Below are 24848 nucleotides of genomic sequence, written 5' to 3' on the forward strand. Positions count from 1 at the left end.
GGTGACTCGGTCCGGAATCTCCGACATCCTGCCCCTGTCCCCGTTGCAGGAGGGACTTCTCTTTCACGCCCTGTTCGACGACGACGGCAGCACCGACGTCTACGCGGCCCAGCAGGTCCTGGAGCTGACGGGCGACGTCGACCCCGCCGCCGTACGGGCCGCCGGGCAGGCCCTGCTCGACCGGCACCCGAATCTGCGCGCCTGCTTCCGTCGGCGGGAAAGCGGACAGCCGTTCCAGATCGTCCCCATGGACGTCGAACTCCCCTGGTCGGAAGTCGACCTGGCCACGCATGACGAGCCCGGCCGTGACGTCGCCTGGCAGCGGCTCCTCGACGAGGAGCGCACCCGCCGCTTCGACCTGGCCAAGCCGCCGCTCCTGCGCCACCTGCTCGTCCGGTGGGCCCCCGACCGCTACCGGCTGGTGATCACCAACCATCACATCCTGCTCGACGGTTGGTCCAAGCAGTTGCTCGTACGTGAGTTCAGCGCCCTGTACGCGGGCGAGCACCCGACCGCGCTGGCGATCGTGCCGCCGTATCGCGACTACCTGGCCTGGCTGGCCCGGCAGGACCGCACCGCCGCCGAACAGGCCTGGCAGGGCGCCCTCTGCGGGCTGACCGGGCCCACTCTGCTGGCCCCCGGCGCCCCCACCACGCCTTCCCTGCCCCACGAACTCGTCGTGGAGCTGACCGAGGAGCTGACGGTCCGCGCCGAGACGACGGCGCGCGCGCTCGGTGTCACCCTCAACACCCTGGTCCAGGGCGCTTGGGGCCTGCTGCTGGGCCGGCTGACCGGGCGCGCCGACGCTGTCTTCGGCCAGACCGTCACGGTCCGCCCGCCCGAGCTGCCGAACGTCGCGTCGATGGTCGGATTCTGTATCAACACCGTGCCCACCTACGTCCGTTGGGACGAGGAGACCACGGTCGCCGATCTCCTCACCGGCATCCGGAGCCGACAGGCCGACCTGCTGCCGCACCAGTATCTCGGCCTCGCGGACATCCGGCGCGCGACCGGCACGAGCGACCTGTTCGACACCCTGTTGGCGTTCGAGAACTATCCCGCGTCCGCCGCCAAGGGTGCGTCCCAGGTGACCCGGCTCGCCGCCCGTGACGCCACCCACTACCCGCTCACCCTCTCCGTCCTGCCCGCCCGCCGGCTGGCCCTGCGTCTGTCGTACCGTCCCGACCTGTACGACGAGACGGGCGCCCGCACCCTGCTGGACCGTTTCGCGGCGGTCCTGGCGGCTCTCGCGGCCGACCCGGCGCGTCGTGTCCGCGAGGTGGAGGCGCTGCTGCCGGGCGAGCGGGAACGCTTCCTGGACCAGGCAGCCCCCGGGGCCGAACCGGCCGGCACCCTTCCCGAGTTGTTCGCCCGGCAGGTCGCGCGCACCCCCGACGCGACAGCCGTCGTGCACGACGGAACCCGTCTCACGTACGCGGAACTGGACGAGCGGTCCAACCGGCTGGCGCATCTGCTCGCCGAACGGGGCGCGGGACCGGAGAAGTTGGTCGCTCTGGCCCTGCCGCGCACGCCCGATCTGGTGGTGGCGGTGCTGGCGGTGCTGAAGACCGGCGCCGCCTATGTCCCCATGGACCCGGAGTATCCGGCGGACCGGCTGGCGTTCATGCTGGCCGACGCGGACCCGGTGCTGCTGCTGACGGCGGACGGCCTGCCCCTCGCACGGACGCGGGTCGACGCGATTGACGTCGTCACGGTGGCCGAGTCGCTCGGCCACCCCGCCTCCGCACCGCAGTCGCCGCCCCCGGCTCCCGCCAACACCGCCTACGTCATCTACACCTCAGGCTCCACCGGCCGCCCCAAGGGGGTCCCGGTGCCGCACTCCAACGTCGTTCGGCTCTTCGAGTCGACCCGGCACTGGTTCGACTTCGGGCCGGACGACGTGTGGACGCTGTTCCACTCGTACGCCTTCGACTTCTCGGTGTGGGAACTGTGGGGCGCGCTGCTGCACGGCGGCACGCTGGTGGTGGTGCCGTACGCGGTGAGCCGTGAACCGGAGGAGTTCCTGCGGCTGTTGGCACAGGAGCGCGTCACGGTACTGAACCAGACACCATCGGCCTTCGGCGAACTGCTGCGCGCGGACGCCGCCCTGCCGGAGATCGGACGTGAACTCGCCCTGCGTTACGTGGTGTTCGGCGGTGAGGCACTCGATTTCGCGCGGGTCGCCGAGTGGTACACCCGGCATCGCCAGGACGCGCCCGTCCTGGTCAACATGTACGGAATCACCGAGACCACGGTCCATGTCACCGGCCTGCCGCTGACCGAGGACGTGGTGCGGGCCGCCCAAGGGTCGATCGGCCATGCCATCCCCGACCTGCGCACGTATGTGCTGGACGCGGGGCTGCGACTCGTACCGCCGGGTGTCACCGGTGAGTTGTACGTGGCCGGCGCGGGCCTCGCCCGTGGATACCTGGGCCGGCCGGGGCTGACGGCCGGGCGGTTCGTCGCCGACCCGTTCGGGGGCCCCGGGGAGCGTATGTACCGCACGGGTGACCTGGCGCGCAGGTCGGCGGACGGTGCGCTGGAGTACGCGGGGCGGGCCGACAGCCAGGTGAAGATCCGTGGCTTCCGCATCGAACTCGGCGAGGTGGAGACGGCGTTGGCCGACCACCCCGAGGTCGCCCAGGCCGTCGTGGTCGAACGGGAGGGCCGGTTGGTCGCTTACGTCGTCGGCCGGGCCGCCCTGGACGCGGAGAGCCTGCGCCACCATGCGGGTGGCACGCTCCCCGAGCACATGGTGCCCGGCGCCGTGGTCGTCCTGGACCGGCTGCCGCTGACCGCGAACGGCAAGCTGGACAGGGCCGCCCTGCCGGAGCCGGACGTGTCGTCCGGTGGGGGCCGTGCCCCGCGTACCCCGCAGGAGGAGATCCTGTGCGGCCTGTTCGCCGATGTCCTCGGCATGGCGGCGCACCGGGTGGGCGCGGACGACGGGTTCTTCGACCTCGGCGGCGACTCCCTGCTCGCCATGCGGCTGACCGACCGGATCAGGGGTGCGCTGGCCGTCGCGCTGCCCGTCCGCACGGTGTTCGAGGCGCCGACACCCGCCGGGCTGGCCGAGCGGCTGAGCTCCGAGGACGCCGTACGACGCCCCGAACTCGCCCCGTACGAACGGGGCCACGCCCCGATTCCGCTGTCGTACGCCCAGCAGCGGCTGTGGTTCATGAGCCGGCTCGACGGGGGCAACACCACCTACACCGTCCCCTGGGCCCTGCGCCTGGCCGGCCCGCTGGACCGGTCGGCGCTGCGGGCGGCCCTCGCCGATCTCGTGGCCCGCCACGAGCCGCTGCGCACCCTCTACCCCGACTTCATGGGCACCCCGTACCAGCGTGTCCTCGACCCGGAGGCCGGCAGACCGGAGCTCGCCGTCACGGTGACCACCGAGGCCGAACTCCCGGCGCTGCTCACCGCCGCCGCCAGGCACCGCTTCGACCTGTCGTCCGAACTCCCGCTGCACGCAACCCTGTACGAGCTCGACGCCGACACCCACGTCCTGCTGCTCCTCGCCCACCACATCGCCGTCGACGGCTGGTCCATGGCACCGCTGATGCGTGACCTGGAGACGGCATACGCGGCGCGGAGCATCCACAACACCCCCGAGTGGCGGCACCTGCCGGTCCAGTACGCCGATTTCGCGCAGTGGCAACGCGAACTGCTGGGTGCCGCGACCGCGCCCGAGAGCCTGATGAGCCGTCATGTCACCTTCTGGCGAAACGCGTTGGCTGGCGCTCCGGACGAGCTTCCTCTCCCCGTCGACCGTCCGAGGTCCGCCGAACCCAGCGGTGACGGCGACCGGGCCGCCCTCACCATCGACGCCGGACTGCACGCGGACCTCGCCGGCCTCGCCGCCGACTCCAGGGTCACCCTCTTCATGGTTCTTCAGGCGGGACTCGCCGCCCTGTTGACCCGGCTCGGCTCGGGCACCGACATCACTCTCGGTACCCCGGTCGCCGGTCGCCCCGACGCGGGGCTGGACGACCTGGTCGGCTTCTTCGTGAACAGTCTCACCCTGCGGACGGACACGTCGGGCAACCCCACCTTCCGCGAACTGCTGCACCGCGTCCGGGAGTTCGACCTCGCCGCCTACGCCCATCAGGACGTGCCCTTCGACCTCCTCGTGGACGCGCTCAGCCCGGAACGCACCCTCGCCCGCCACCCCCTCTTCCAGGTCGTGATCGCCTTCACCGGCCACTCCGCGCACCCGGATCTCTCCCTGCCCGGCCTGGGCGTGACCCGTGAACCCGTGGAGACCGGTGCCGCCCGCTTCGACCTCTCCCTCTATCTCAGTGAGCGCCGCGCGTCCGACGGCGGTCCGGCGGGCATCGACGGCATCGCCGAGTACAGCACCGACCTGTTCGACCCGGCCACGGCCGAGCGGCTCACGCGCGTAATGGTGCGTCTGCTGACCGCGGTCGCCGCCGACCCCGACGTACGCATCGAGGACGTGGACCTCCTCGGGGACGACGAACTCTTCCAGGCACCCGTCCGTCGGACACCGCCGGAGGCCGGAGCCACGGTTGCCACGGACGCCACGGCGCCGCCGTCCGCCGGTCAGGAACCCGCCACCCCAGCTGAACGCGTTCTCGCCGCGCTCTTCCGCGAACTGCTCAACCTGCCGGAAGTCCCTCTCGACGAGGACTTCTTCGCCCTCGGCGGCGACAGCATCTCCTCGATCCGGCTGGTGAGCCGGGCGGCCGAGGCCGGGGTCGTGATCAGTGCCCGGGACGTCTTCAAGCACCAGACGGTGAAGGAGCTGGCGGCGGTGGCACGTGGACCGGTCGGCGACGCGCCCGCACCCGACGGGGGCGCGTCGCCCGGCCTGCTCCCCACCGGCGACGGCACCGGCCCCGTTCCGCTCACCCCCGTCATGCGCTGGCTGCTCGAACGCGGCGGCCCGGTCGGCCGGTTCAGCCAGTCCGTGCTGCTGACGGTCCCGCCGACGGCCGACCTGCCCCGGCTGACCGACGCGCTGCAGGCCCTGCTCGACCACCACGACATGCTGCGGTCCCGGTTCGACACCGGAACCGGGCCGGCCGCCGAGCCGGTACTCGACGTACGCCCGGTCGGCACGGTCCGCGCCGCCGACCTGCTCCACCGCCGGGATGTCCGGGCCACGGACGACCTCCACGCGGCGGTGGCCGAGGAGTTCGACCAGGCAGTGAGCCTGCTCGAGCCAGCGACCGGGGCCGTGGTCCGGGCCGTGTGGTTCGACGCCGGTCCGCAGCGGCCCGGGCGCCTGCTGCTGGTCGTCCATCACCTGGTCGTGGACGGCGTGTCCTGGCGCGTCCTCGTCCCCGACCTGGAGACCGCCTGGACGGCCGTGGCGGCAGGCCGACGGCCCCAACTGGCCGCTGTCGGCACGTCGTTCCGCCGCTGGGCCACCGTGCTGGGCGAGCAGGCGCGTACGCCGTCCCGAGTCGCCGAGGCCGAGCTGTGGCACGGCATCGTGGACGCCCCGCGCACCCCGCTGGGCGCGCGCCCGCTCGACCCGGACCGGGACACCGCCGCCACGACCCGTTCGCTGCGGCTGACCCTGCCCACCGAAACGACCGGCGCCCTGCTCACCACCGTCCCGGCGGCCCTGCGGGCCGGCGTCCAGGACGTCCTGCTGACCGGTCTCGCACTCGCCGTCGCCGACCGTCAGGGCTCCCCGCACGTCGTCGTCGACGTCGAGGGCCACGGCCGTGAGGAGCTGACGCCGGGACTCGAACTGTCGCGTACGGTGGGCTGGTTCACCTCGCAGTACCCCGTCCACCTGGACCTGTCGGGCGTGGACGTGGCCGACGCGCTGGCCGCCGGACCCGCCGCCGACATCGCCGCCGGCCGGATCGCCGAGCGCCTGCGCGAACTGCCCGACCACGGCATGGGTTACGGCCTGCTGCGCCACCTCAACCCGGACACGGCCGCCGAGTTGGCGAAGGCTCCCGTGCCGTCCATCGGCTTCAACTACCTCGGCCGGTTCACCGCCCCCGCCACCACGACCGGCACCGAACTGTGGGCCTTCGCCCCCGAGTCGTCGGCACTCGGCACCGGCGCCGACCCCGGCCTCGCCGCCGCCCACGTGCTCGAGATCAACGCGGTGGTCCACGACACCGGCACCGGACCGAGTCTGCACGCCGACTGGTCGTGGCCCGAGGGCGTCCTGACCGAACCGGAGGTACGGGCCCTGGCCGAGTCCTGGTTCGCCGCCCTCACCGCGCTCGTGTCGCGGACGGGCGACGGAACCGGCGGCGGCCTGTCGGTCGCGGGACTGTCCCGGGACGAGCTCGACGAGCTGGCAGCGGGCCTCGACGGCTGACCCCGCGCGGAGCCGCGAAGAGCCGCGAAGAGCCGCGAAGAGCCCTACGACTCAGAAGAAACCGCGAGACGAGAAGACGACATGACGCAGCCCGCGCTGGCCGACGTACTCCCCCTGACCCCCCTCCAGGAGGGCCTGCTCTTCCACGCCCTGTTCGAGCACGAGCGGGACGCGCCCGACGTGTACGTCGTCCAGCTGGTCTTCGAACTCGATGGCCCGGTGGACCCCGGACGTCTCCGCGCCGCCGCCCAGTCGCTGCTGGACCGCCACCCGAACCTGCGGGCGGCCTTCAGGCGACGCCGTGGCGGCCAGCCGGTGCAGGTCGTCCCGCACCGGGCGACACTGCCGTGGGCGCAAGCCGATCTGACCGCTCCGGGCACCGACCTCGACAAGGCGTGGGCCGCGCTCCTGGACGAGGACCGGGAGACCGGGTTCGACCCGGTCTCCCCTCCCCTCCTGCGCTGCACCCTGGTGCGCACCGGAGCCGACCGGCACCGGCTGCTCGTCACCCATCACCACATCCTGCTCGACGGTTGGTCGGTCTCCGTCCTGCTGCGCGAGCTGATCGCCCTGTACGCGGCCGGCGGCGCCCCGGCAGCGCTGGCGCCCGTCCCGCCGTACCGCACCTTCCTGCAGTGGCTGGAGCGCCGGGACCGTACCGCAGCCGAGGTCGCCTGGCGGGAGGCTCTGGCCGACGTGACGGAGCCGACCCGGCTGGCCCCGGACACCCCGACGGCCTCCGCCTCGGGCGCCGCCGGTCTGGCGCAGGCCCGCACGGAGCTGTCGGCGGAGGCCGGGGCCGCCCTCACGGCACGCGCCCGGAGCCTCGGCGTCACCGTGAACGTCCTCGTCCAGTCCGCCTGGGCGCTCCTCCTGGGCAGGCTGACCGGCCGCGACGACGTCGTCTTCGGCACCACCGTCTCCGGCCGGCCGCCCGAACTGCCCGGCGTGGAGTCCATGGTCGGCCTGTTCATCAACACCGTCCCGACCCGGGTCCGGCTGCGCCCGGCGGACACCCTCGGCCGGCTGCTCCATGACGTCCAGGACACCTACGTCCACCTCCTCGACCACCACCATCTCGGCCTGGCGGACATCCAGCGGGCGGTCGGTGTCCCGGAGCTGTTCGACACGCTGCTCGTCTTCGAGAACTATCCGGTGGATCCGGCGGCGACGGGCGAGGGCGGTCCGGGCGCGACCGGCGGGCTCCGTGTCGTCGGTTCGGGCGGACGCGACGCCACGCACTACCCCGTGACCCTCGTCGCCCTCCCCGGCCCCCGGCCCCGTTTCCGGCTGGCCTACCGCCCCGCGCTGTTCGACGCGGGCTGGGCCGACGCCACGCTCGCCCGTCTGGTGCGGATCCTGGAGGCCATGGCCGCCGACCCGGACCTCCCGCAGGGCCGCCTGGGCATCCTGGCTCCGGGCGAACTCCCCCGGCGGGCCCAGCTCCCGCCGGCCCCGACCGGAACCCTCCCCGGCCTCTGGTCGGCCCAGGTCGCGGCCACTCCGGACTCCGACGCCGTACTCGACCGGGGCACCCGGCTCACGTACCGCGAACTGGACGCACGGGCCGAGCAGTTGGCCGCCTGGCTGACCGATTCCGGTGCGGGCCCCGAGCGCGTCGTGGGCATCGCCCTGCCCCGCACGGCCGAGCTCGTCGTCGCCGTCCTCGCGGTACTCAAGTCCGGCGCCGCCTATCTGCCCCTCGACCCCGCCTACCCGGCCGAACGACTGGCGTACATCGTCGGCGACGCCCGTCCGGTCGTCGTCCTCACGACCGCTGAAACGGCAGAAGTACTGCCCGAGGGGACTCCGACGCTCGACGTCGGCGACCAACTGACGAGCCATCAAGCTGCCTGCGGCGCAAGCGAATTGATGCCGGAGAACCTCGCGTACATCACCTACACCTCCGGTTCCACCGGCCGCCCCAAGGGAGTCCTGGCCACCCACCGCAACGCCGTCGAGTTCGTCGAGTGGACGCACCGCGAGTTCGGTCGCGACCGGCTGGCCGAGGTGCTGTTCTCGACCTCGCTCAACTTCGACGTGTCGGTGTTCGAGATCTTCTCGCCCCTGCTGTGCGGCGGTCGCGTCGAGATCGTCGACAGCCTCCTCGCACTCACCGACGGCACCCCTCGGGACGCCGGTCTGATCAGCGGCGTACCCACGGTCCTGGCGGGCGTCCTCGCCGAACGGCCGGCCGTCGCACCGCACACGGTGGCGCTCGGCGGCGAACCGATCCCCGGACAGCTCCGCGCCGACATCCAGGACGCCTTCCCCGGGGTTCGGCTCGTCAATTTCTACGGCCCCACCGAGGCGACGATCTACGCCACCGCCTGGCAGTCGGACCCCGGCCCTCGCGACGACTCCGCGCCTCCCATCGGCCACCCGCTCGCCCGCAACCACGTCCACCTCCTCGATCACGCCCTGCATCCCGTGCCGGACGGGGCGGTCGGCGAGGTGTACGTGGCGGGCGGCGGTCCCGCCCGTGGCTACCTCGGCCGCCCGGGTCTCACGGCCGAGCGGTTCGTCGCCGACCCGTTCGGCGCGCCGGGGGCACGCCTGTACCGGACGGGCGACCTCGCTGTCCGTGACCCGGACGGGCAACTGCGCTTCCTGGGCAGGGCCGACCATCAGGTGAAGGTGCGGGGCTTCCGTATCGAACTGGGCGAGATCGAGGCCGCACTCGCCACCCACCCCGCCGTCGCCGGCGCGGCAGCGACCGTACGGGAGGACGCCCCCGGCGGAAAGCAGCTCGTCGCGTACGTCGTCCTCGCCGAAGGTCGCACCGGGACGGAGGCCGGGGAAGAGGCCGGCGCCGTGTCCCCCGACACCGCCGCCCTCCGCGACCACCTCGCCCGCACGCTCCCCGCCCATATGGTCCCCTCGGCGTTCGTCACCGTCGCGGCCCTCCCCCGCACCGCCAGCGGCAAGCTGGACCGCAAGGCACTGCCCGCCCCCGACGCGGCGCCCGGCATCGCCAAGGCGGCCCCACGCACCGGCACTGAGGAGACACTGCGCGGCATCTTCGCCGAGGTCCTCGGGCTCGAACCGGCCCAAGTCGGCGTCCATGACGGCTTCTTCGACCTCGGCGGCCACTCACTGCTCGCCCCCCGCCTGACCTCGCGCATCCGCGCCGAACTCGGCACCGACCTGCCGCTGCGCGTCCTCTTCGACACCCCGACCGTGGCGGCGCTGGCCCGCAGGACGGCCGAAGGCGACCGCCCCGTCGAGGCGGGCGCGGCTCCGCTGGGCCCGCTGCTCCCGCTGCGCACCCGTGGTCATCGCGAGCCCCTCTTCTGCCTCCCGCCGGCCTCCGGCCTGTCCTGGGGCTTCGCCGGACTCGCCCGCCACCTGGCCACGGACCGCCCGCTGTACGGTCTGCAGTCCCGGGGGCTGATCCCGGGACAGGAACCGGCCGGGACCCTCGCCGAGGTGGTCGCCGAGCACACCGCCCGTATCCGCGAGATCCAGCCGCACGGCCCGTACCACCTGCTCGGCTACTCCATGGGCGGCCTGGTGGCGTACGAGGTGGCCGTCGGCCTCCAGGCGGCCGGGGAACAGGTCGCGCTGCTCGCGCTGCTCGACGCGTTTCCCGGGGCCTGGACCGCGCAGGGCCCCGCTCCGTCCGACCGCCCGGCCCTGCTGCGCAGCCTCCTCGCCATCCTCGGCCGCCCGGTGGACGAGGCCGAGGACGAGCCCCTCACCGACACACGGTTCGCGGAGCTGGTCCGCCGCGTGCCCGACATGCCCGGAAGCCTCGCCGACGCCGAACTCGCCGCCCTGGTCGAGGTGACGGCGGGCAACCGGCGCCTGCTGGGCGAGTTCGCCCCGACGTCCTACGACGGTGACCTGCTGTTCTTCACCGCCGCACAGGATCCCGACGCGCTCCCCGACCGGTACGGCGCCTGGCAGCCGTACGTCGAGGGCCGCGTCGTCAACCACGACATCCCCTGCACGCACGGCGAGATGACCCGGCCCACGTCACTGGACCGCATCGGCCCGGTGCTGGACACCCACCTCAGGAGGAACCAGGCATGACCACCAACCCCTTCGACGACGACAGCATCGAGCATTTCGTCCTGGTGAACGACGAGGGCCAGCACTCCCTGTGGCCCGCCTTCGCCGATGTCCCGGCCGGCTGGACCGTCGTCCACGGCCGGGCGAGCCGCCAGTCGTGCCTGGACCACGTCGGCGAGCAGTGGACCGACATGCGCCCCAAGAGCCTGATCGAGGCCATGGGCCGGTGAGCGCGGACGCCACGAAGAGATCCCAGCGGACAGTGAAGACAGCGAAGACAGAAAAGACCAAGGAGACTCCGACGGCCATGCCTGACACGATCAAGCTGGTGTGCCTTCCCTACGCGGGGGCGGGCGCCTCGTTCTACCGGCCCTGGACCGCCCTCGCGGGGGACGCGCTGGAGATCGTCGCGCTGCAACTGCCGGGCCGGGAACGGCTGATCGACGAGGAGCCCTACCGGGACGTCCACCGGGCCGTCGACGGACTCCTCGCGCAACTGCGGGAGCGTCTCGGCGAAAACGGCGGCCGGGTGGCCCTCTTCGGGCACAGCCTGGGCGCCGTGCTCGCGTACGAACTCGCTCATCGGCTGGCCGCCGAGCCCGGCGTCGAGCCGCTGCACCTGTTCGTCAGCGGGGCCCCGGCACCCGGCCAGGCGCGCGCAGAGCGAGCCAGCGGACTGTCCGACGACGAATTCCTCGCCCGCGTGGGCGAGTTCGCGGGCTACCGCCATGCCGCCTTCGACGACCCGGAGATGCGCGAACTGCTGCTGCCCACCCTGCGCGCCGACGTCGAGATGCACGAGAACCACACCCCCTCGACCGAACTCCCCCTGGACATGCCCCTCACGGTCGTCCGGGGCGCGGACGACGAACTGGTCGGCCACGACGAAGCCGGGTCCTGGAACAAGGCGACCAGCCGCGACTTCGCGTACGTGGAGCTGCCCGGCGGCCATATGTACCTGACCGACGCTGCGCCCGCCCTCGTCGACGTCATCGCCTCGTCACTGGTCTCTTGAAGGAGTTCCCCATGCGTCTGCACGGCAAGTCGGTCCTCGTCACCGGCGCCGCCCGAGGACTGGGCCGGGCCGCGGCGGTCGCGTGTGCCGCCGAGGGCGCGGACCTCACGCTGCTGGACATCTGCGCCGACCTGCCCGGGGTGCCCTACCCGCTGGGCACCCCGGGCCAGTTGGAGCACACCGCTGACCTGTGCCGGGAGGCCGGTGCGGCCGTCCTCACCACGGTGGCCGACATCCGCGATCTGCGCGCCGTGCGGGAGGCGGTGGGCCGCGCCGAGGACCGGTTCGGCCGGATCGATGTCGCCGTCAACAACGCGGGCATCGCCGCGCCCTCCGGCAAGCCGGTGCACGAGATCGACGAGGACGAGTGGTCCCTGATGATCGACGTGGACCTCTCCGGGGCCTGGCGGGTGATCCGCGAGGCCGGGAGGGCGATGAGCGCCCGGCGCGGCGGCAGCATCGTGAACGTCGCTTCCACCGCCGGGCTCGTCGGCTACCGGCACTTCGCCGGATACGTCGCCGCCAAGCACGCCGTCGTCGGCCTGACCAAGGCCGCCGCTCTCGACTACGCGCCGACGAAGGTCCGCGTGAACGCGGTCTGCCCGGGGTCGGTGCGGGACGACGCGTGGGCCGAGGGCCGCATGCTCGCCGAGATCGCCAGGGCGCTGGAGGTGCCGGTCCACGAGCACGAGAAGACCTTCGTCGAGGCGCAGCCCATGAACGCGCTGATCGAGCCCGAGGACGTCGCCGCCGCGATCGTCTTCCTGGCCTCGGACGAGTCCCGGCAGATCACCGGGTCGGTCCTGACCGTCGACGGCGGGTTCAGCGTCCGCTGAGCCCGGCACCCCCCAAGCACCGAGTACCGAGTACCAAGGAGTAGTACGGCCCGTGTGCGCCTCACTGCCCGATCCCGCCCGCTGTCACGCGATCCGCGTCCGGTCGGCCCACGTCCCGGAGTCCGTCGGCGATCAAGGGCTGTGGATCGAGGACGTACCCGTTGCGGCCTCGGACCCCCTCGCCGAGCGCCGCCGGGCCACCGAACTCGCCCGTGCGACCCACGACATACGCAGGGTCCTGCTCCGGTACGCCGACGGGGTGTCCGATCTGATCGTCGTGCGCCGACGCGGCCACCACGACGGTACGTCGGTGGACCGGCCGCCCTTCGCGTCCCCTCCCGCCTGGGGTCTGGGCGGCGACGGCCCTGCCGCCGGCTTCTCCGTCCCCCTGAACCGCCAAGGGGACGAGGCGAGTTGGCTCACGGCGCTGGCGGTCACCCTGCGCCGCTACGACGCTGAAACCGACGCCGGCACCGACACGCAGCGGGTCATCGGCACGGACCACGGCGGCCTCACCGTCGCACCGGCGGCCACGCTCGGCGAGTCGAAACCCTCCCCGGCGACGGGCCCTGCCCTCACGGGCCTGCTCTTCGGCACGCGGGACGCGGAAGGAGCGGGCGAGGGTGCGGTCCAGTACGTGCCGTGCCTCGCGCCGCCGTTCCCCCTCACCCTCTCCGTCTTCCGGGACTCAGGCGGGTGGCGGCTGCGCTGCGACCATCTGAGCAGTCACTTCTCGGCGGAGATCGCCGCACAGTTCGTACGGCACGTGACGCACGTACACGAGCAGGTACTGAACCGTCCGCACACTCCGCCGGACGACGTCGAGCTGCTCGACGAGGCGGAGCGCGCCCGGACGGTGGCGCTCGGCCGCCCGTCCCGCGTACCGGCCGCCACCGCCCCCGCGAGCGTGCCCGGCCGGCTCGACCGGATCGTGGCGGCGACGCCGGACCGCGTCGCCCTGACCGACGGCGCCACTGCCTTGACGTACCGCGAACTCGACGAGCGGGCCGACCTGTTGGCAGCCAGGCTACGGGCGCTCGGAGTGGTCGGCGCCGACCGGGTGGGCGTCTGCCTTGAGCGCTCCGCCGAACTCGTCGTCGTCCTGCTCGCCGTCCTGAAGGCCGGCGCGACCTATGTGCCCCTGGACCCCGCCTACCCGGCGGACCGGCTCGCCCACTCGGCACGGGACGCGGAGCTGGGCGTGGTGATCACCCGGAGCCCGGACTTCCCCGCCGTGGCGGACTGCGTACGGGTGACGCCGGACGAACTGGCGGACGCCCGGACGCCCAAGGAGCAGGCGAACCGTCCCGCCCCTTCGCCGGACGACGCCGCCTACGTCATCTACACGTCCGGCTCCACCGGCCGGCCCAAGGGCGTCGTCGTGCCGCACCGCAATGTGATCGCCCTGGTCGACGCGACCCGTGACGAGTACGGGCTCGGTGAGGCGGACGTGTGGACGTGGTTCCACTCCAGCGCCTTCGACTTCTCGGTGTGGGAGATCTGGGGCTGTCTGCTGACCGGCGGACGGCTGGTCGTGGTGCCCTACTCCGTGTCCCGCGAGCCGGACCGCTTCCGTGATCTCCTCGTCGCCGAGCGGGTCACCGTGCTCAGCCAGACCCCGTCGGCCTTCGCCCAGCTCCTGGACGTCGATCACACCGAAGCCGTCGTGCGGCTCGTCGTCCTCGGCGGTGAGCCGGTGGACGCGCGCATGCTGCTGCCCTGGTTCGACCGGCACCCCGAGCGGCTGTGCCGGGTCGTGAACATGTTCGGCATCACGGAGACCACCGTCCACGTCACCGAGCAGACCCTCACCCGGAAACTGGCCCTGGCCGCCACCCGTTCCGTGGGGCGCGCACTGCCCGGCTGGCACCTGTACGTGCTGGACCCGGCGGGACGGCTGCTGCCGCCGGGGGTGGCCGGTGAGATCTGCGTCGGCGGTGCGGGGGTGGCACTCGGCTACCTGGGCCAGGAGGAGTTGACGGCGCGGCGGTTCGTGCCTGACCCGTTCGCCGGTGGCGTGCTGTACCGCAGCGGTGACCTGGGGCGGCTTCGGCCCGACGGGCGGCTCGAGCACCTCGGGCGGATCGACAGCCAGGTGAAGATCCGTGGTTTCCGGATCGAACTCGACGAGATCCGCTCCGTTCTGCTGGAGGACCCCGCCGTGCGGACGGCGGCCGTCGTGGTGCGCCGCGACGACCCGGCCGACGCCGCCACGGCCAGGATCGACGCGTACGTCGTCCTGTCGCCCGGTGGCGACCCCGGCGCCGTCCGCGAGCGGGCGTCGGGCATCCTGCCCGAGCACATGCTCCCGGCCGCGGTGACCGCGCTGGACACGCTGCCCCTGACCCCCAACGGCAAACTGGACGCCGCACGGCTTCCCGCACCGGCCGCCCGCATGCCTCGGCAACCGGGCGCGGCCCGTGAAGCGGACGCTGCGGACGACCTCACCGCGAGCCTGACGGAGATCTGGAGCGAGGTGCTGGGCGTGCCTGTCGGCCTGGACGACGACTTCTTCGAGCTGGGCGGCAACTCCCTGTTCGCCGTCCGTATCGGCGCGGCCCTGCGCGCCCGGGGTCTGCCGTCCCTGCGCCTGCGGGAGCTGTACCGTCACCCGACCGTCCGGGCAACGGCCGCCGGCCTCGGCGCGGCCGACGTTCCCCACGCCGACCCGGCAACGGCTTCGGCCGGCTGAGGCCCGGCAGGAGCAGGCCACCGATTACCCCCATCCCAGGGTGTGCCGGGTGCACCGCCGACGGAACCCCAGCCGACGCACGGCTGGGGTTCCTTGAGGTGGCGTGTACCGGTCAGTCGGTCAGCGGATCAGCGGATCAGCGCTGCAGGGTGAGGACACCCGGGCGCCACGGCAGCTGGTCGTAAGGGCCGTTGGCGTTGGGCGACTTGCCCTGGTAGAGGAGCTGCAGGTTGCAGGGGTCGATGGTCTTGGTCTGGTCGGGGTTGTTGCGGACGAGGTCACCGTGGCTGATGTCGTTGGTCCAGTTGGCGCCGCTGTTGGCCTTGCCCGCGAAGGGGTTGCTCTCGGTGGCGGCCTGCGGGGTCCACGAACCGTTCAGGCTGGTGGCGGTGAACGAACGGAAGAACCGCTGCTCACTCGCACCCCGCGCCTCGACGATCATCAGGTACTGGTTCTGGCCCTGGACCTTGTAGACCTCCGGCGCCTCGAACAGGTTCTTCACCGTGTCGCTCATGATCGTCGTGTACGACGAACCGAAGTTGCCGGGGAAGTTTCCGAGCGGCATGCTCGCCCGGTAGATCTTGCCGTTGTCACCGGCGAAGAACAGGTACATGTTCTGGCCGTCGGCGATCAGCGTCTGGTCGATCGGGGCGCCACCCGGAATGCTGCCGGTGAACAGAGGTTGCGGCGCGGACCAGCCGTTGGGGTTGGTCGGGTCACTGGACGTGCGGTAGATGAAGGGCCACGCACCCCACTGGTACGCCAGCACCCAGATGTTCTTGGGCGCGAAGTAGAACAGCGTGGGCGCCACCGTGCCCTGGCTCATCCCGGTCTGGCCGGCCGATGCCATGTCCGACCAGTTCGTGAAGGGCTTGAACGCCATCGAGCCGTACGACGATCCCGACACGTTCGACGCGTAGACCAGGTGCTTGCCCTGGTACACGACGTTGGTGAAGTCCTTCAGCGAGACCCACCCGTTCGCCGGCTGCGCCAACGCACCCGTCGACGACCACCGATAGGTCGACGGAAGAGAACACGGGCCGCCCGGCGGCGGGGTCGTCCCGGACAGGCCGGTCCACTTCTGGTTGCTGCCGCCGTTGCACGTCCCGATCTCCACCGCCGTGCCGTTGGCCGTGGCGGAGCCCGTGGCGGCCAGGCACAGTCCGGACTCCACTCCGACGATCGTGCCGTCGGAGTTCACCCGCCACTGCTGGTTCGCACCGCCGCTGCAGCCCCAGATCTGCAGCCGGGTCCCGGCCGTGGTGGCGTGGCCGGGAACGTCCAGGCACTTGTTGCCGTACACAGTCAGCTGGTTGCTGTCCGTCGACGTCCACTGCTGGTTGGTCGCGCCGTTGCAGTCCCAGATCTGCACGAGCGTGCCGTCGGCCTGGCCGGCGCCCGACACATCGAGACACCGGCCGGAACCGGTACCGCGCAGGGCGCCACTGGTGGCCGCCTGAGCCGGGTTGGCGACAAGTGTCGCCGCCAACGCGATCAGGACCGTGACCGCGGCGGCGAGCATCACGGAGAGATGCCTGCGGCTGAAACTTCGTCTACGCATGGAGACCTCGTCGTCCCTTGAGTAAGCGGTTCCGGGGGCCCCGTCAGAGGCTGTCCGGACTGTCGTCGTGGCGCGGTTCATTGCGGTCCGTGGGCGCAGGGCCGACCCCGAAAGACATCAAGAAACAGTGCTGATGGGGCCATGACATACACATCCCACGGGATGCTCCTTGCGGCTCGTCCGTTGCGGTGGGCGTGACTCGGCGGCGCACTTGCTGTGCGAGTGGGGCGGCTCGGACATGTTCGCGATGTCGAACACAGCTCGAAGTGTCGGGCAATTTGGATGATAGGGAACCGGTGAGCGACGTCAATACTTCTCGCATGATTCGCGATCGGGTCCGAAACATTCGATGAGATTCGATGAGCTGAAGGAGACCGGATCAAGCCGATCGCATGGCCGGGTCCCGCGGCGCACGAGACGTATGGCCCGCACTCAGGAGAGTGGGCGCGGCCCAGCAGCCGACTCCAGCTGGTGGTCTCGCCGCAACTCCTCCAGCACAGGGCGCAGTTCGGGGAACTGCTCGGCCACCTTGGAGAACGCCACATCGTTTTCGCCGTTGTGGTGGCGGTCCCATGCCGAACAGAAGGTCAGGCAGTGGGTCCGCAACTCCCGGACTCGCGTGCCGCCTTCGAGATAGGCGTCGACGTTCTGACGCAGTGCTGCGAGCTCCTCGCGGAGCCAGATGTGTACTTCGATCAACTGGTTGCCGACGCCGTCAGGCGCTCGTGGGATTGCACCAAGGCTGTTCCGTAAGCTTCGACGCCGCCATGCCCTCGACGGTCTCTTCGCCAGGTGCACGCGACGCTGATCCGATGTCCTACCAACGACATAAACGATCTGTCAACGCCCGTCAGTACCCCGAACGCACCTCGGCCGCCCCCGAGTGTCGGTAACTCTCTCGAAGGGCGGCCGGCGCGGTCACTCCCCGGTGTCGTCCAGATCCACGAGCTTCTCGAAGAAGAACTCGTGCTTCAGGAACGACACGTCGTATTCGTGACCCGGATACGGCGGGATCAGCTGAGCCGCCTGGAACAGGCGCCACCCGTCGCACAGGGCGGCCAGGCCGGTCTCGTACGGAGGCTCGTCACTGTCGCCCGTGGTGGGGGACGTGCGGCCGGTGCCGTCGTAAATCGACCAGCCGACGACCGGGGAGTCCAGGGCCGACGTGGCCAGGTACAGCACCAGCACCCGCTGGCGGACCGCGGAGGCGGTCGAGGTCGGGGCAGGGGTGATCGTGGTCATGCGGGAACCTCCTGCGGTCGGTTGGAGACACGGGTGACCCAGTGGTCGAGGTCGAAGCCCTCGTCGCCGGTCAGCGCCCGCCACAGCAGTACGCGGTTGAAGAGCTCCAGACGGCCGGTCGCGTGCTCGTACCAGGGGAAGACGGTGTTCAACTCCTCCGCCACACGCGGGTCCGACAGGTCCGAGGTGTCCCACAGCCGCCGCTGCCGTACGGTCGGGTTGAAGCGGATCTTGAACATGGAGCGGCGCGTGTCGCTGTCGTTGCGCCGGCCACCGTGCCAGAGGCCGTGGTGCAGAAACACCACGGTGCCCGCCGGGCAGACCAGCCGGCTCTGGCCGCGCAGGTTCTGGTACCGGCCGGTGTCGCTCTCGTTCGTACGCCGCAGGTGGCTGCCGGGGACACTGAGCGTGCCGCCCATCTCCAGCGTCACCTGCTGCGGGTAGTACATGAGCTGCACGTCGAACGCGTCGGCCCGTACGTCGATGATCGCGTCCCCGTGCAGCGGCTGTGCCGAGCCCTCGCGCGGCTCCCGGACGTGCACGAAGTGGTGGTCGATGTTCGGCTCGGGTCCGACGAGACTGCGCAGCGCGCCCGCGACCTCGGGCACTTCGACGAGGCGCCGCATGAAGGATCCCTCGGGACAGGCCTCGGAGACGGGCGTGCCGTACGGCACCTGCGGGATGCCGGCCTCGAAGACCTCCATGGCCTCGGTGTTCATCTCCGCGGGCACCACGGCATCCATCCGTAGCGAGCCGTGGGCGACGAAGTGCGCCATCTGTACGGAGGTGAGCAGGCGCTCTCTGGTTGTGGTCATGTCCACCACGGTAGGGAGCGCACCACGTCGGGCGCGTGGGCCCGGCTCACCATCACTGGTAAATTTTCCCCTCCGGGGATGGGGTAGCAGGCGCACGGGGAACGCGCCGGCGCTGACGACGACAGCAGGGCCGGATCGCGCGTCGCGATCCGGCCCTGCCCCCTGCGGTGCCGCCCTGCGGCGGCGGTGCGTCAGCTCTGTGCGGTGTCGTCGCCCGTCTCCCCCACGCCCTCGGCTGTGCCTGCCTTCTCGCGCATCTTGCGCACCAGCTCCGCCTTCTGGTCGGCGGCATGCTGGCGGTCGAGGTTGCGGTGCGGGCCGTTGTTCTGCCGTTCGGCGCGGGACAGCCTCTTGCGCTTGCCGCCGCCCATGCCCACGGGGTTGTTGATGTTCTTGCTCACGGGTTCTCCCGGAATGATGTGAAGTGATCTACGGATTCATCGACGGGAGGCGGGCGCGGCGACACCGAAGGACGTCAGCAGGGGCCCGTCACGCTCTCACTCGAGGAACATGACCGAGACGTTACCCGGTTCCGAGCGCCCACGGACAGCCGCCTCCTTCCAGCCGGCCGACGGACCCTGCCCCTCACCTCACGGAGGCAGGCGCATGCCCCACCGGGCGGGGTCAGGTCCGGCGGCGCCTGGCGAAGGTGTAGCCGATCAAGGCGGTGCCGACGGCGACGAGACCCATGCCGACGGCTGTCTCGGCAGCACCTGGGCCGGACGCCCCTCCGAGACCGCCCGCCACTCCCCGGGAGGGTACGGAGCTCGGGCTGGAGGCGAGGGTGGGGACAGGGGTGGGGCCGACCGGCTCAGCGGAGGTGCTACTGCGCCGGGGAAGGACTTCGCAGGCGATTCCGTCATCCGGGCCCCGGTCCTCGTCCAGATGGTTTGGATCGCTGGGGTCCATGTTGAGGACCGCCTGTGCGTCTTCCTGAAAGGCGAAGTCACTGCAATTGAGGTCGTTTTGAGCATGTGCGATGCCTGACAGCGGTGCGAATGCGGCGACGACGGCCAGACATGCGCCAACCACCGTGTGGCGACATCTCATAGCGAGTCTCCTCCCTGTCACGTCACGTTCCCGGATCGACGCTATGGACAGCCGCGTCTTCCGGCGACCGGTGCTGGGCCGAACGAGCGGTGTGTCGGCGCGTGGTGCGCGGGCCGCGTCGGCGAGGCGGTTCGGGCTGCGCCACCTCGGCAACCCGCCTGGACAGGCTCACGGATGGTCAGGCGCGCCTTGGGGCATCCGTGCGCGTGACCTTCGCTACCGCAAGGTCGATACTGCCGACAGCACAGTTTTCGCCCACCCGTTCACGATCCGGCCCGCCGACCTGACAAACCGTCACCACAGTCAGTCATCGAGTCAGCATCAGTACCGCCACGACCCGCTTCCGACCGTCGTCCACCGTCGAGATCACCTAGTTGCGAACACTTGCCTGACCTGCAAAGGAGCAGGTCAGGAGCCTGTCCGACAGTCTCACCAGGAGGTACCCATGAAGATGCTCATCAACGTTCCGGAGACGGTGGTCGCCGACGCACTGCGGGGCATGGCGGCGGCCCATCCCGAGCTGACCGTCGACGTGGAGAACCGGGTGATCGTACGGCGGGACGCGCCCGTTGCCGGAAAGGTGGCCCTCGTCTCCGGTGGCGGTTCGGGGCACGAGCCGCTGCACGGAGGGTTCGTGGGGCCGGGGATGCTGTCGGCGGCCTGCCCGGGTGAGGTGTTCACGTCTCCCGTGCCCGACCAGATGGTGCGGGCCGCTGCTGCCGTGGACAGCGGGGCGGGCGTCCTGTTCGTGGTGAAGAACTACACCGGCGACGTTCTCAACTTCGACATGGCGGCCGAACTCGCCGAGGACGAGGGTATCCAGGTCGCGAAGGTCCTCGTCAACGACGACGTCGCCGTGACCGACAGCCTCTACACGGCCGGGCGGCGCGGGACGGGCGGCACCCTGTTCGTGGAGAAGATCGCCGGGGCCGCGGCGGACGAGGGGCGCCCGTTGGAGCAGGTGCGTTCCGTCGCCCAGCGGGTCAATGACAGTTCCCGCAGTTTCAGTGTCGCGCTCGGCGCCTGCACCACTCCCGCCAAGGGCAGCCCCACCTTCGATCTGCCGCCGGGCGCGCTGGAGTTGGGCGTGGGCATCCACGGCGAGCCCGGCCGGGAGCGGCGGCCGATGATGACGTCGGGGGAGATCGCCGACTTCGCGGTGGAGGCCGTACTGGAGGATCTGGACCCGCGCAACCCCGTGCTGCTGCTGGTCAACGGGATGGGCGCGACGCCGCTGCTGGAGCTGTACGGGTTCAACGCCGAGGTGCAGCGCGTACTGGCCGGGCGCGGGGTCGCCGTGGCCCGCACGCTGGTCGGCAACTACGTCACCTCGCTCGACATGGCCGGTGCCTCGGTGACCCTGTGCGAGATCGACGAGGAGCTGCTGCGACTGTGGGACGCGCCGGTGCGGACGGCGGGTCTGCGCTGGGGCATGTGAGCCCGGCCGGGCGACTGGCTGTCAGCCCGGGTGCGACAGTGACCGACGTACCTACCACGCAAGGAGACCCTGTGCTCGACGCCGACTTCTTCCGCCGCTGGATGGCGGCGACGGCGGTGTCCGTCGGCCATGAGGCGGAGCGGCTCACCGCCCTGGACTCGCCGATCGGCGACGCCGACCACGGCAGCAACCTGCGGCGCGGCTTCGACGCCGTGGCCGCCGTCGTGGAGAAGGACGCGCCGGACACGCCGGGCGCCGTCCTCACCCTCGCCGGACGCCGGCTCATCTCGACGGTCGGCGGCGCGTCCGGACCCCTGTACGGAACGTTGCTGCGCCGCACAGGCAAAGCGCTCGGCGAGGCGGCCGAGGTGAGCGCGGAGCAGTTCGCGCAGGCGCTGCGCGCCGGAGTGGACGCCGTGATGGCGCTCGGCGGTGCGGCGCCCGGCGACAAGACGATGATCGACGCTCTCGTACCCGCCGTGGACGCCCTAGGTGACTCGTTCGCCGCGGCGCGCACGGCCGCCGAGCAGGGCGCCCTCGCGACCACGCCCCTGATCGCCCGTAAGGGCAGGGCGAGTTATCTCGGTGAGCGCAGCGTCGGTCACCAGGATCCGGGGGCCACCTCGGCGGCACTGCTGATCGCGGCGCTCGCGGAGACCGCCGGTGAGTGACGACAACGGCCTGGGCGGCGAGAGGTTGGTCGGGGTCGTGCTGGTGTCGCACAGCGCGGCGGTGGCGGCCTCGGTGGCGGATCTGGCCCGGGGGCTCGTGGGCGCGGGTGCGAGCGTTCCCGTCGCGCCGGCGGGCGGCACCGAGTCCGGCGGGCTCGGCACGAGCGTGGAGCTGATCACCGCGGCGGCCCGTTCGGTGGACCGGGGTGCCGGAGTCGCCGTCCTGATGGATCTGGGCAGCGCGGTCCTCACGGTGAAGGCGCTGCTGGCGGAGGGTGACGAACTCCCGGCCGGCACCCGGCTGGTGGACGCGCCGTTCGTCGAGGGAGCGGTGGCGGCGGTCGTCACGGCGTCGACGGGAGCGGACCTGGCGGCGGTCGAGACGGCGGCCGCGGAGGCGTACACGTACCGGAAGGTGTGAGGGAGGGGAGGAAGTGGCGGGGAACGGCCCCCGCCCCCTCTCCCACCGCCCGCGCGTCGGGAGCGGTTCGGCTCAGCCGCCGTCCACGCTCTCGTCGCTCTCCTCGACGGTGTCGACCGAGTCGGCCTGGCCCACGAACTGTTTCGCCAGCTGCTCTCCCGTCTCCACGGCCGCCGCGTGGTCCTCGATCGGCGACACCCTGGAGTTCTTGAACACGATGTAGGTGACCCCGGAGGGGGCCCCGCCGCCGTGCGGGTCGGGGTTGATGCCGAGCCCGTAGGCGGTGGCGTAGGACGCCTCGCCGATGATGTCGCGCGGGCCGGTGTCGCCGACGACCGCGTACTGCACGCGGTCCCGGTAGACGACGGCGGCGACCGAGCCGCCCCGGATGCCGGAGTCACGGTAGTTCCAGATGCTGCTGGCGGCCGGTACGACGATGAACGGCAGGCGTTGGGGGTCCAGTTGGCGGCCGTCGGACTGCTGGTAGGCGGTGCTGTCGGCGAAGTACGGGTCGGTGTGGCTGTTGCAGCGCGGACCCGGGCTGCCGTCGCAGTCGATGTCCATGTCGGCCTTCCAGAAGACGGCCTCCTCGGTCCCGCAGACAGGGATGTCCGCCGGGGTTCCCGCGTCGCTGCGATAGTGGCCGTGGGACACGGGCGCGCAGTCACGCACCTTGGCCAGCAGGTCGGCGGCCCGGACGCTGCCCTCGTACCGCACCGGCTCGTTCGAGTGGACGGCGGCGGGCAGGGTCGGGGCGAGCAGGGCGGCGCCGGCCACGGCGAGCGTCAGCGTGTGGACACGCACGATAGGGGGCCTTTCCTGGGGGATCTGACGGACACTCGGTCCAATCTGGTGCCGGTCCGATCACGCGTCCACCATTAGGGGGCCGTACGGTGCACACCCCGAACTCCCCACAGGGACCGGATGTCTGAGCGCGTGTCGGCTCCGGCCGCCCGACCCGCCCGCACCGGCGCCGGTTGCGCGACGACAGCGGGCAGCGCGCCCGGATCGCGCGTCGGGTACGGATCAGGGCACGGCCGCCGGACGGAACGTGGGGGCAGAGTTCGCCCTCACGGCCCCTCAGCGGTCCGCCGTACGAACGAATCCGTCACCTGCCCGGTGGCTGTCCGGGTGCGGGCCGGGCCGGGGGCACGTTGGCTGGCCCCGAGGCAGCACGGGCGATCCCCGACCCCTCGGCGGCGCATGGGACGTACCGCCAACCGTGCCGCCGGAGGGCAGTCCACATGCGAACCGTTCCACTCCTCCTCCGATCCGGCCTGACCGTGGCAGCCGTCGCCGCGCTGCCGCTCGCCGTCACCGCCCAGACCGCCTCGGCGGCCGGGATCTCCGTGAGCACCAGCGGGTCGACGGTGTCGGTGACCACCAGCGCGTGCTTTACCAGCAACGGCAGCGGCTTCGGCAGCGCATCTCTCCTCAACAGCAGCCAGCGGACCTTCGACGAAGGGCGTGTGGTCATGCTCTCGGGGACGAGCACCAGTCAGTCAGCTGTCTGGTCCAACGTCCCCACCGGCACCCACACCGTCACCGTGCGCTGCGCGAACGGCGTCACGGCCGGTTCCCAGGCGGTCATCGTCAGCACCGCCCCCACCCCGACCGCCCCTTCCCCGACGATCTCCGCCCCGACCATCTCCGCCACGGCCTCCTCCCCCAGCCGAGGTGTCATGGGCGGCCTTGGCGGCGCCGCCAAGGACTACGGCACCCTCACCCTGGCGGCGGGCGGCGTACTCGTCGCGGGCGGCGTGGTGGCGGCGGCCTGGGTACTGCGCCGTCGATCCAAGCCCCACCGGCTCTGATCGGGGACCACACACACGGCCGGTGGCCGCCCGAACGAGGGCGGCCACCGGCCGTTCTACGCGTGCTGGGCGCAGACTCCGATCACCACGTTCGCGTACAGCTCCTCCGACACCGCGAGCCGGGTGAGCAGGCCGCCCGCCTCGAACGCCTCGGTCGCCGACGGTGCCTGGCGTTCGCTCGTCTCGACGAGGAGGCAGCCGCCGGGGGCGAGCCACTGTCGTGCCCCGGCGGCGACCCGGCGGAGTACGTCGAGGCCGTCGCCGCCGCCGTCCAGGGCGACCAGGGGTTCGTGGTCGCGCGCTTCCGGGGGCAGCAGGCCGACCTCCTCGGTGGGGACGTAGGGCACGTTGGCGGCGAGGATGCCGACCCGGCCGCGCAGGTCGGCGGGCAGGGCGTCGAACAGGTCGCCCTCGTGGGCGTGGCCGCCGTACGGGGCGACATTGCGGCGGGCGCAGCGCACGGCCACGGGGTCGATGTCGGCGGCGTGCAGTTCGACGCCGGTGAGTACGGCGGCCAGCGCGGCGCCGACCGCGCCCGAACCGCAGCACAGGTCCACGACGACGGACGCGTCCGGGGCCTGGGCGAGGGCCTCGGCGACCAGGAACTCGGTGCGTCTGCGCGGTACGAAGACGCCGGTCTCGACGGTGATGCGCAGACCGCCGAACTCGGCCCAGCCCAGGACGTGTTCGAGCGGCAGGCCCGAGGCGCGGCGGGCGACCATGGCGGCCAGCTCCTGCGGATCGCGGGCGGCGGAGAGTATCAACCGTGCCTCGTCCTCGGCGAAGACACAGCCGGCCGCGCGCAGGGCGGCGACGACGGGAGCCGGGGAGGAGTCGAGCGAGGAAGACGACGAAGAGGAGGAAGAACTGGAGGGCATGGAGCCGAGAGCCTTTCGGAAGCCGAAGGGCGCTCTCGCGGTCGCCTAGCGGAGGCGGTCCGCGCTGCCTTGAGGTGAGAGCACCCGA

The 24848-nt window shown here is 71.8% G+C and carries 17 protein-coding genes; 10 read left to right on the forward strand and 7 right to left on the reverse strand.

The genetic code is table 11. The features are described from left to right. Position 1: 1 nt before the first annotated feature. The 6 genes from ADL01_RS31660 (at position 2) to ADL01_RS31685 (ending at position 14870) form a co-directional block, all read left to right on the forward strand. The gene (locus ADL01_RS31660; RefSeq protein WP_053745456.1) at positions 2-6313 is read left to right on the forward strand and encodes a non-ribosomal peptide synthetase; all 6312 of its coding nucleotides are present in this window, start codon (positions 2-4) and stop codon (positions 6311-6313) included. A gap of 81 nt (positions 6314-6394) precedes the next feature. Then, positions 6395-10348, forward strand: coding sequence for a non-ribosomal peptide synthetase (locus tag ADL01_RS31665; RefSeq protein WP_053745457.1), 3954 nt, complete (start codon positions 6395-6397; stop codon positions 10346-10348). After that, entirely contained in the window at positions 10345-10557 is a 213-nt protein-coding gene (locus ADL01_RS31670; RefSeq protein ID WP_053745458.1) for an MbtH family protein, read from the forward strand. The genes ADL01_RS31665 and ADL01_RS31670 overlap by 4 nt, the downstream gene beginning before the upstream one ends. A gap of 77 nt (positions 10558-10634) precedes the next feature. Continuing rightward, entirely contained in the window at positions 10635-11342 is a 708-nt protein-coding gene (locus ADL01_RS31675; RefSeq protein ID WP_053745459.1) for a thioesterase II family protein, read from the forward strand. Positions 11343-11353: 11 nt separating this feature from the next. Continuing rightward, positions 11354-12178: an SDR family oxidoreductase gene (locus ADL01_RS31680; RefSeq protein WP_053745460.1), complete on the forward strand. Its 825-nt coding sequence runs from the start codon at positions 11354-11356 to the stop codon at positions 12176-12178. A 52-nt stretch (positions 12179-12230) separates the two neighbouring features. Then, positions 12231-14870, forward strand: coding sequence for a non-ribosomal peptide synthetase (locus ADL01_RS31685; RefSeq protein WP_420719759.1), 2640 nt, complete (start codon positions 12231-12233; stop codon positions 14868-14870). 136 nt (positions 14871-15006) lie between these two features. On the opposite strand, the gene ADL01_RS31690 is transcribed toward ADL01_RS31685, so the two are convergent. From ADL01_RS31690 to ADL01_RS31710, 5 genes are all read right to left on the reverse strand, one after another. Then, the gene (locus ADL01_RS31690; RefSeq protein WP_053745461.1) at positions 15007-16431 is read right to left on the reverse strand and encodes a non-reducing end alpha-L-arabinofuranosidase family hydrolase; all 1425 of its coding nucleotides are present in this window, start codon (positions 16429-16431) and stop codon (positions 15007-15009) included. Between the two features lie 432 nt (positions 16432-16863). Further along, positions 16864-17130, reverse strand: a complete 267-nt coding sequence (locus ADL01_RS31695) for a hemerythrin domain-containing protein (RefSeq protein ID WP_053745462.1) — start codon at positions 17128-17130, stop codon at positions 16864-16866. 219 nt (positions 17131-17349) lie between these two features. Then, the gene (locus tag ADL01_RS31700) at positions 17350-17673 is read right to left on the reverse strand and encodes a hypothetical protein (protein ID WP_053745463.1); all 324 of its coding nucleotides are present in this window, start codon (positions 17671-17673) and stop codon (positions 17350-17352) included. Next, entirely contained in the window at positions 17670-18488 is an 819-nt protein-coding gene (locus tag ADL01_RS31705) for a phytanoyl-CoA dioxygenase family protein (RefSeq protein WP_199834986.1), read from the reverse strand. Before ADL01_RS31705 ends, ADL01_RS31700 begins: the two co-directional genes overlap by 4 nt. A 191-nt stretch (positions 18489-18679) precedes the next feature. Beyond that, the gene (locus ADL01_RS31710; RefSeq protein ID WP_053745464.1) at positions 18680-18889 is read right to left on the reverse strand and encodes a DUF6243 family protein; all 210 of its coding nucleotides are present in this window, start codon (positions 18887-18889) and stop codon (positions 18680-18682) included. A gap of 1094 nt (positions 18890-19983) precedes the next feature. Between ADL01_RS31710 and dhaK the strand changes: the two genes are divergently transcribed. From dhaK to ADL01_RS31730, 3 genes are all read left to right on the forward strand, one after another. Next, on the forward strand, positions 19984-20976 hold the full coding sequence (gene dhaK / locus ADL01_RS31720; RefSeq protein ID WP_053745466.1) for a dihydroxyacetone kinase subunit DhaK: 993 nt from the start codon (positions 19984-19986) through the stop codon (positions 20974-20976). A 71-nt stretch (positions 20977-21047) separates the two neighbouring features. Continuing rightward, positions 21048-21647 (forward strand): dihydroxyacetone kinase subunit DhaL, encoded by a 600-nt coding sequence (gene dhaL, locus ADL01_RS31725; RefSeq protein ID WP_053745467.1) that lies wholly within the window; start codon positions 21048-21050, stop codon positions 21645-21647. Further along, a complete protein-coding gene (locus ADL01_RS31730) occupies positions 21640-22068 on the forward strand; it encodes a PTS-dependent dihydroxyacetone kinase phosphotransferase subunit DhaM (protein ID WP_405764516.1) in 429 nt (142 codons plus the stop codon). Before dhaL ends, ADL01_RS31730 begins: the two co-directional genes overlap by 8 nt. A gap of 72 nt (positions 22069-22140) precedes the next feature. Here ADL01_RS31730 and ADL01_RS31735 read toward each other — a convergent pair whose 3' ends face one another. Further along, entirely contained in the window at positions 22141-22872 is a 732-nt protein-coding gene (locus ADL01_RS31735) for a glycoside hydrolase family 75 protein (RefSeq protein WP_053745468.1), read from the reverse strand. A 440-nt stretch (positions 22873-23312) separates the two neighbouring features. Between ADL01_RS31735 and ADL01_RS31740 the strand changes: the two genes are divergently transcribed. Then, on the forward strand, positions 23313-23882 hold the full coding sequence (locus tag ADL01_RS31740; protein ID WP_053745469.1) for a hypothetical protein: 570 nt from the start codon (positions 23313-23315) through the stop codon (positions 23880-23882). A 56-nt stretch (positions 23883-23938) separates the two neighbouring features. Here ADL01_RS31740 and ADL01_RS31745 read toward each other — a convergent pair whose 3' ends face one another. Then, the gene (locus ADL01_RS31745) at positions 23939-24760 is read right to left on the reverse strand and encodes a putative protein N(5)-glutamine methyltransferase (protein WP_053745470.1); all 822 of its coding nucleotides are present in this window, start codon (positions 24758-24760) and stop codon (positions 23939-23941) included. Positions 24761-24848 lie beyond the last annotated feature (88 nt).

Source organism: Streptomyces sp. NRRL WC-3618 (assembly GCF_001280005.1).
In the GTDB taxonomy this organism is placed as follows: domain Bacteria; phylum Actinomycetota; class Actinomycetes; order Streptomycetales; family Streptomycetaceae; genus Streptomyces.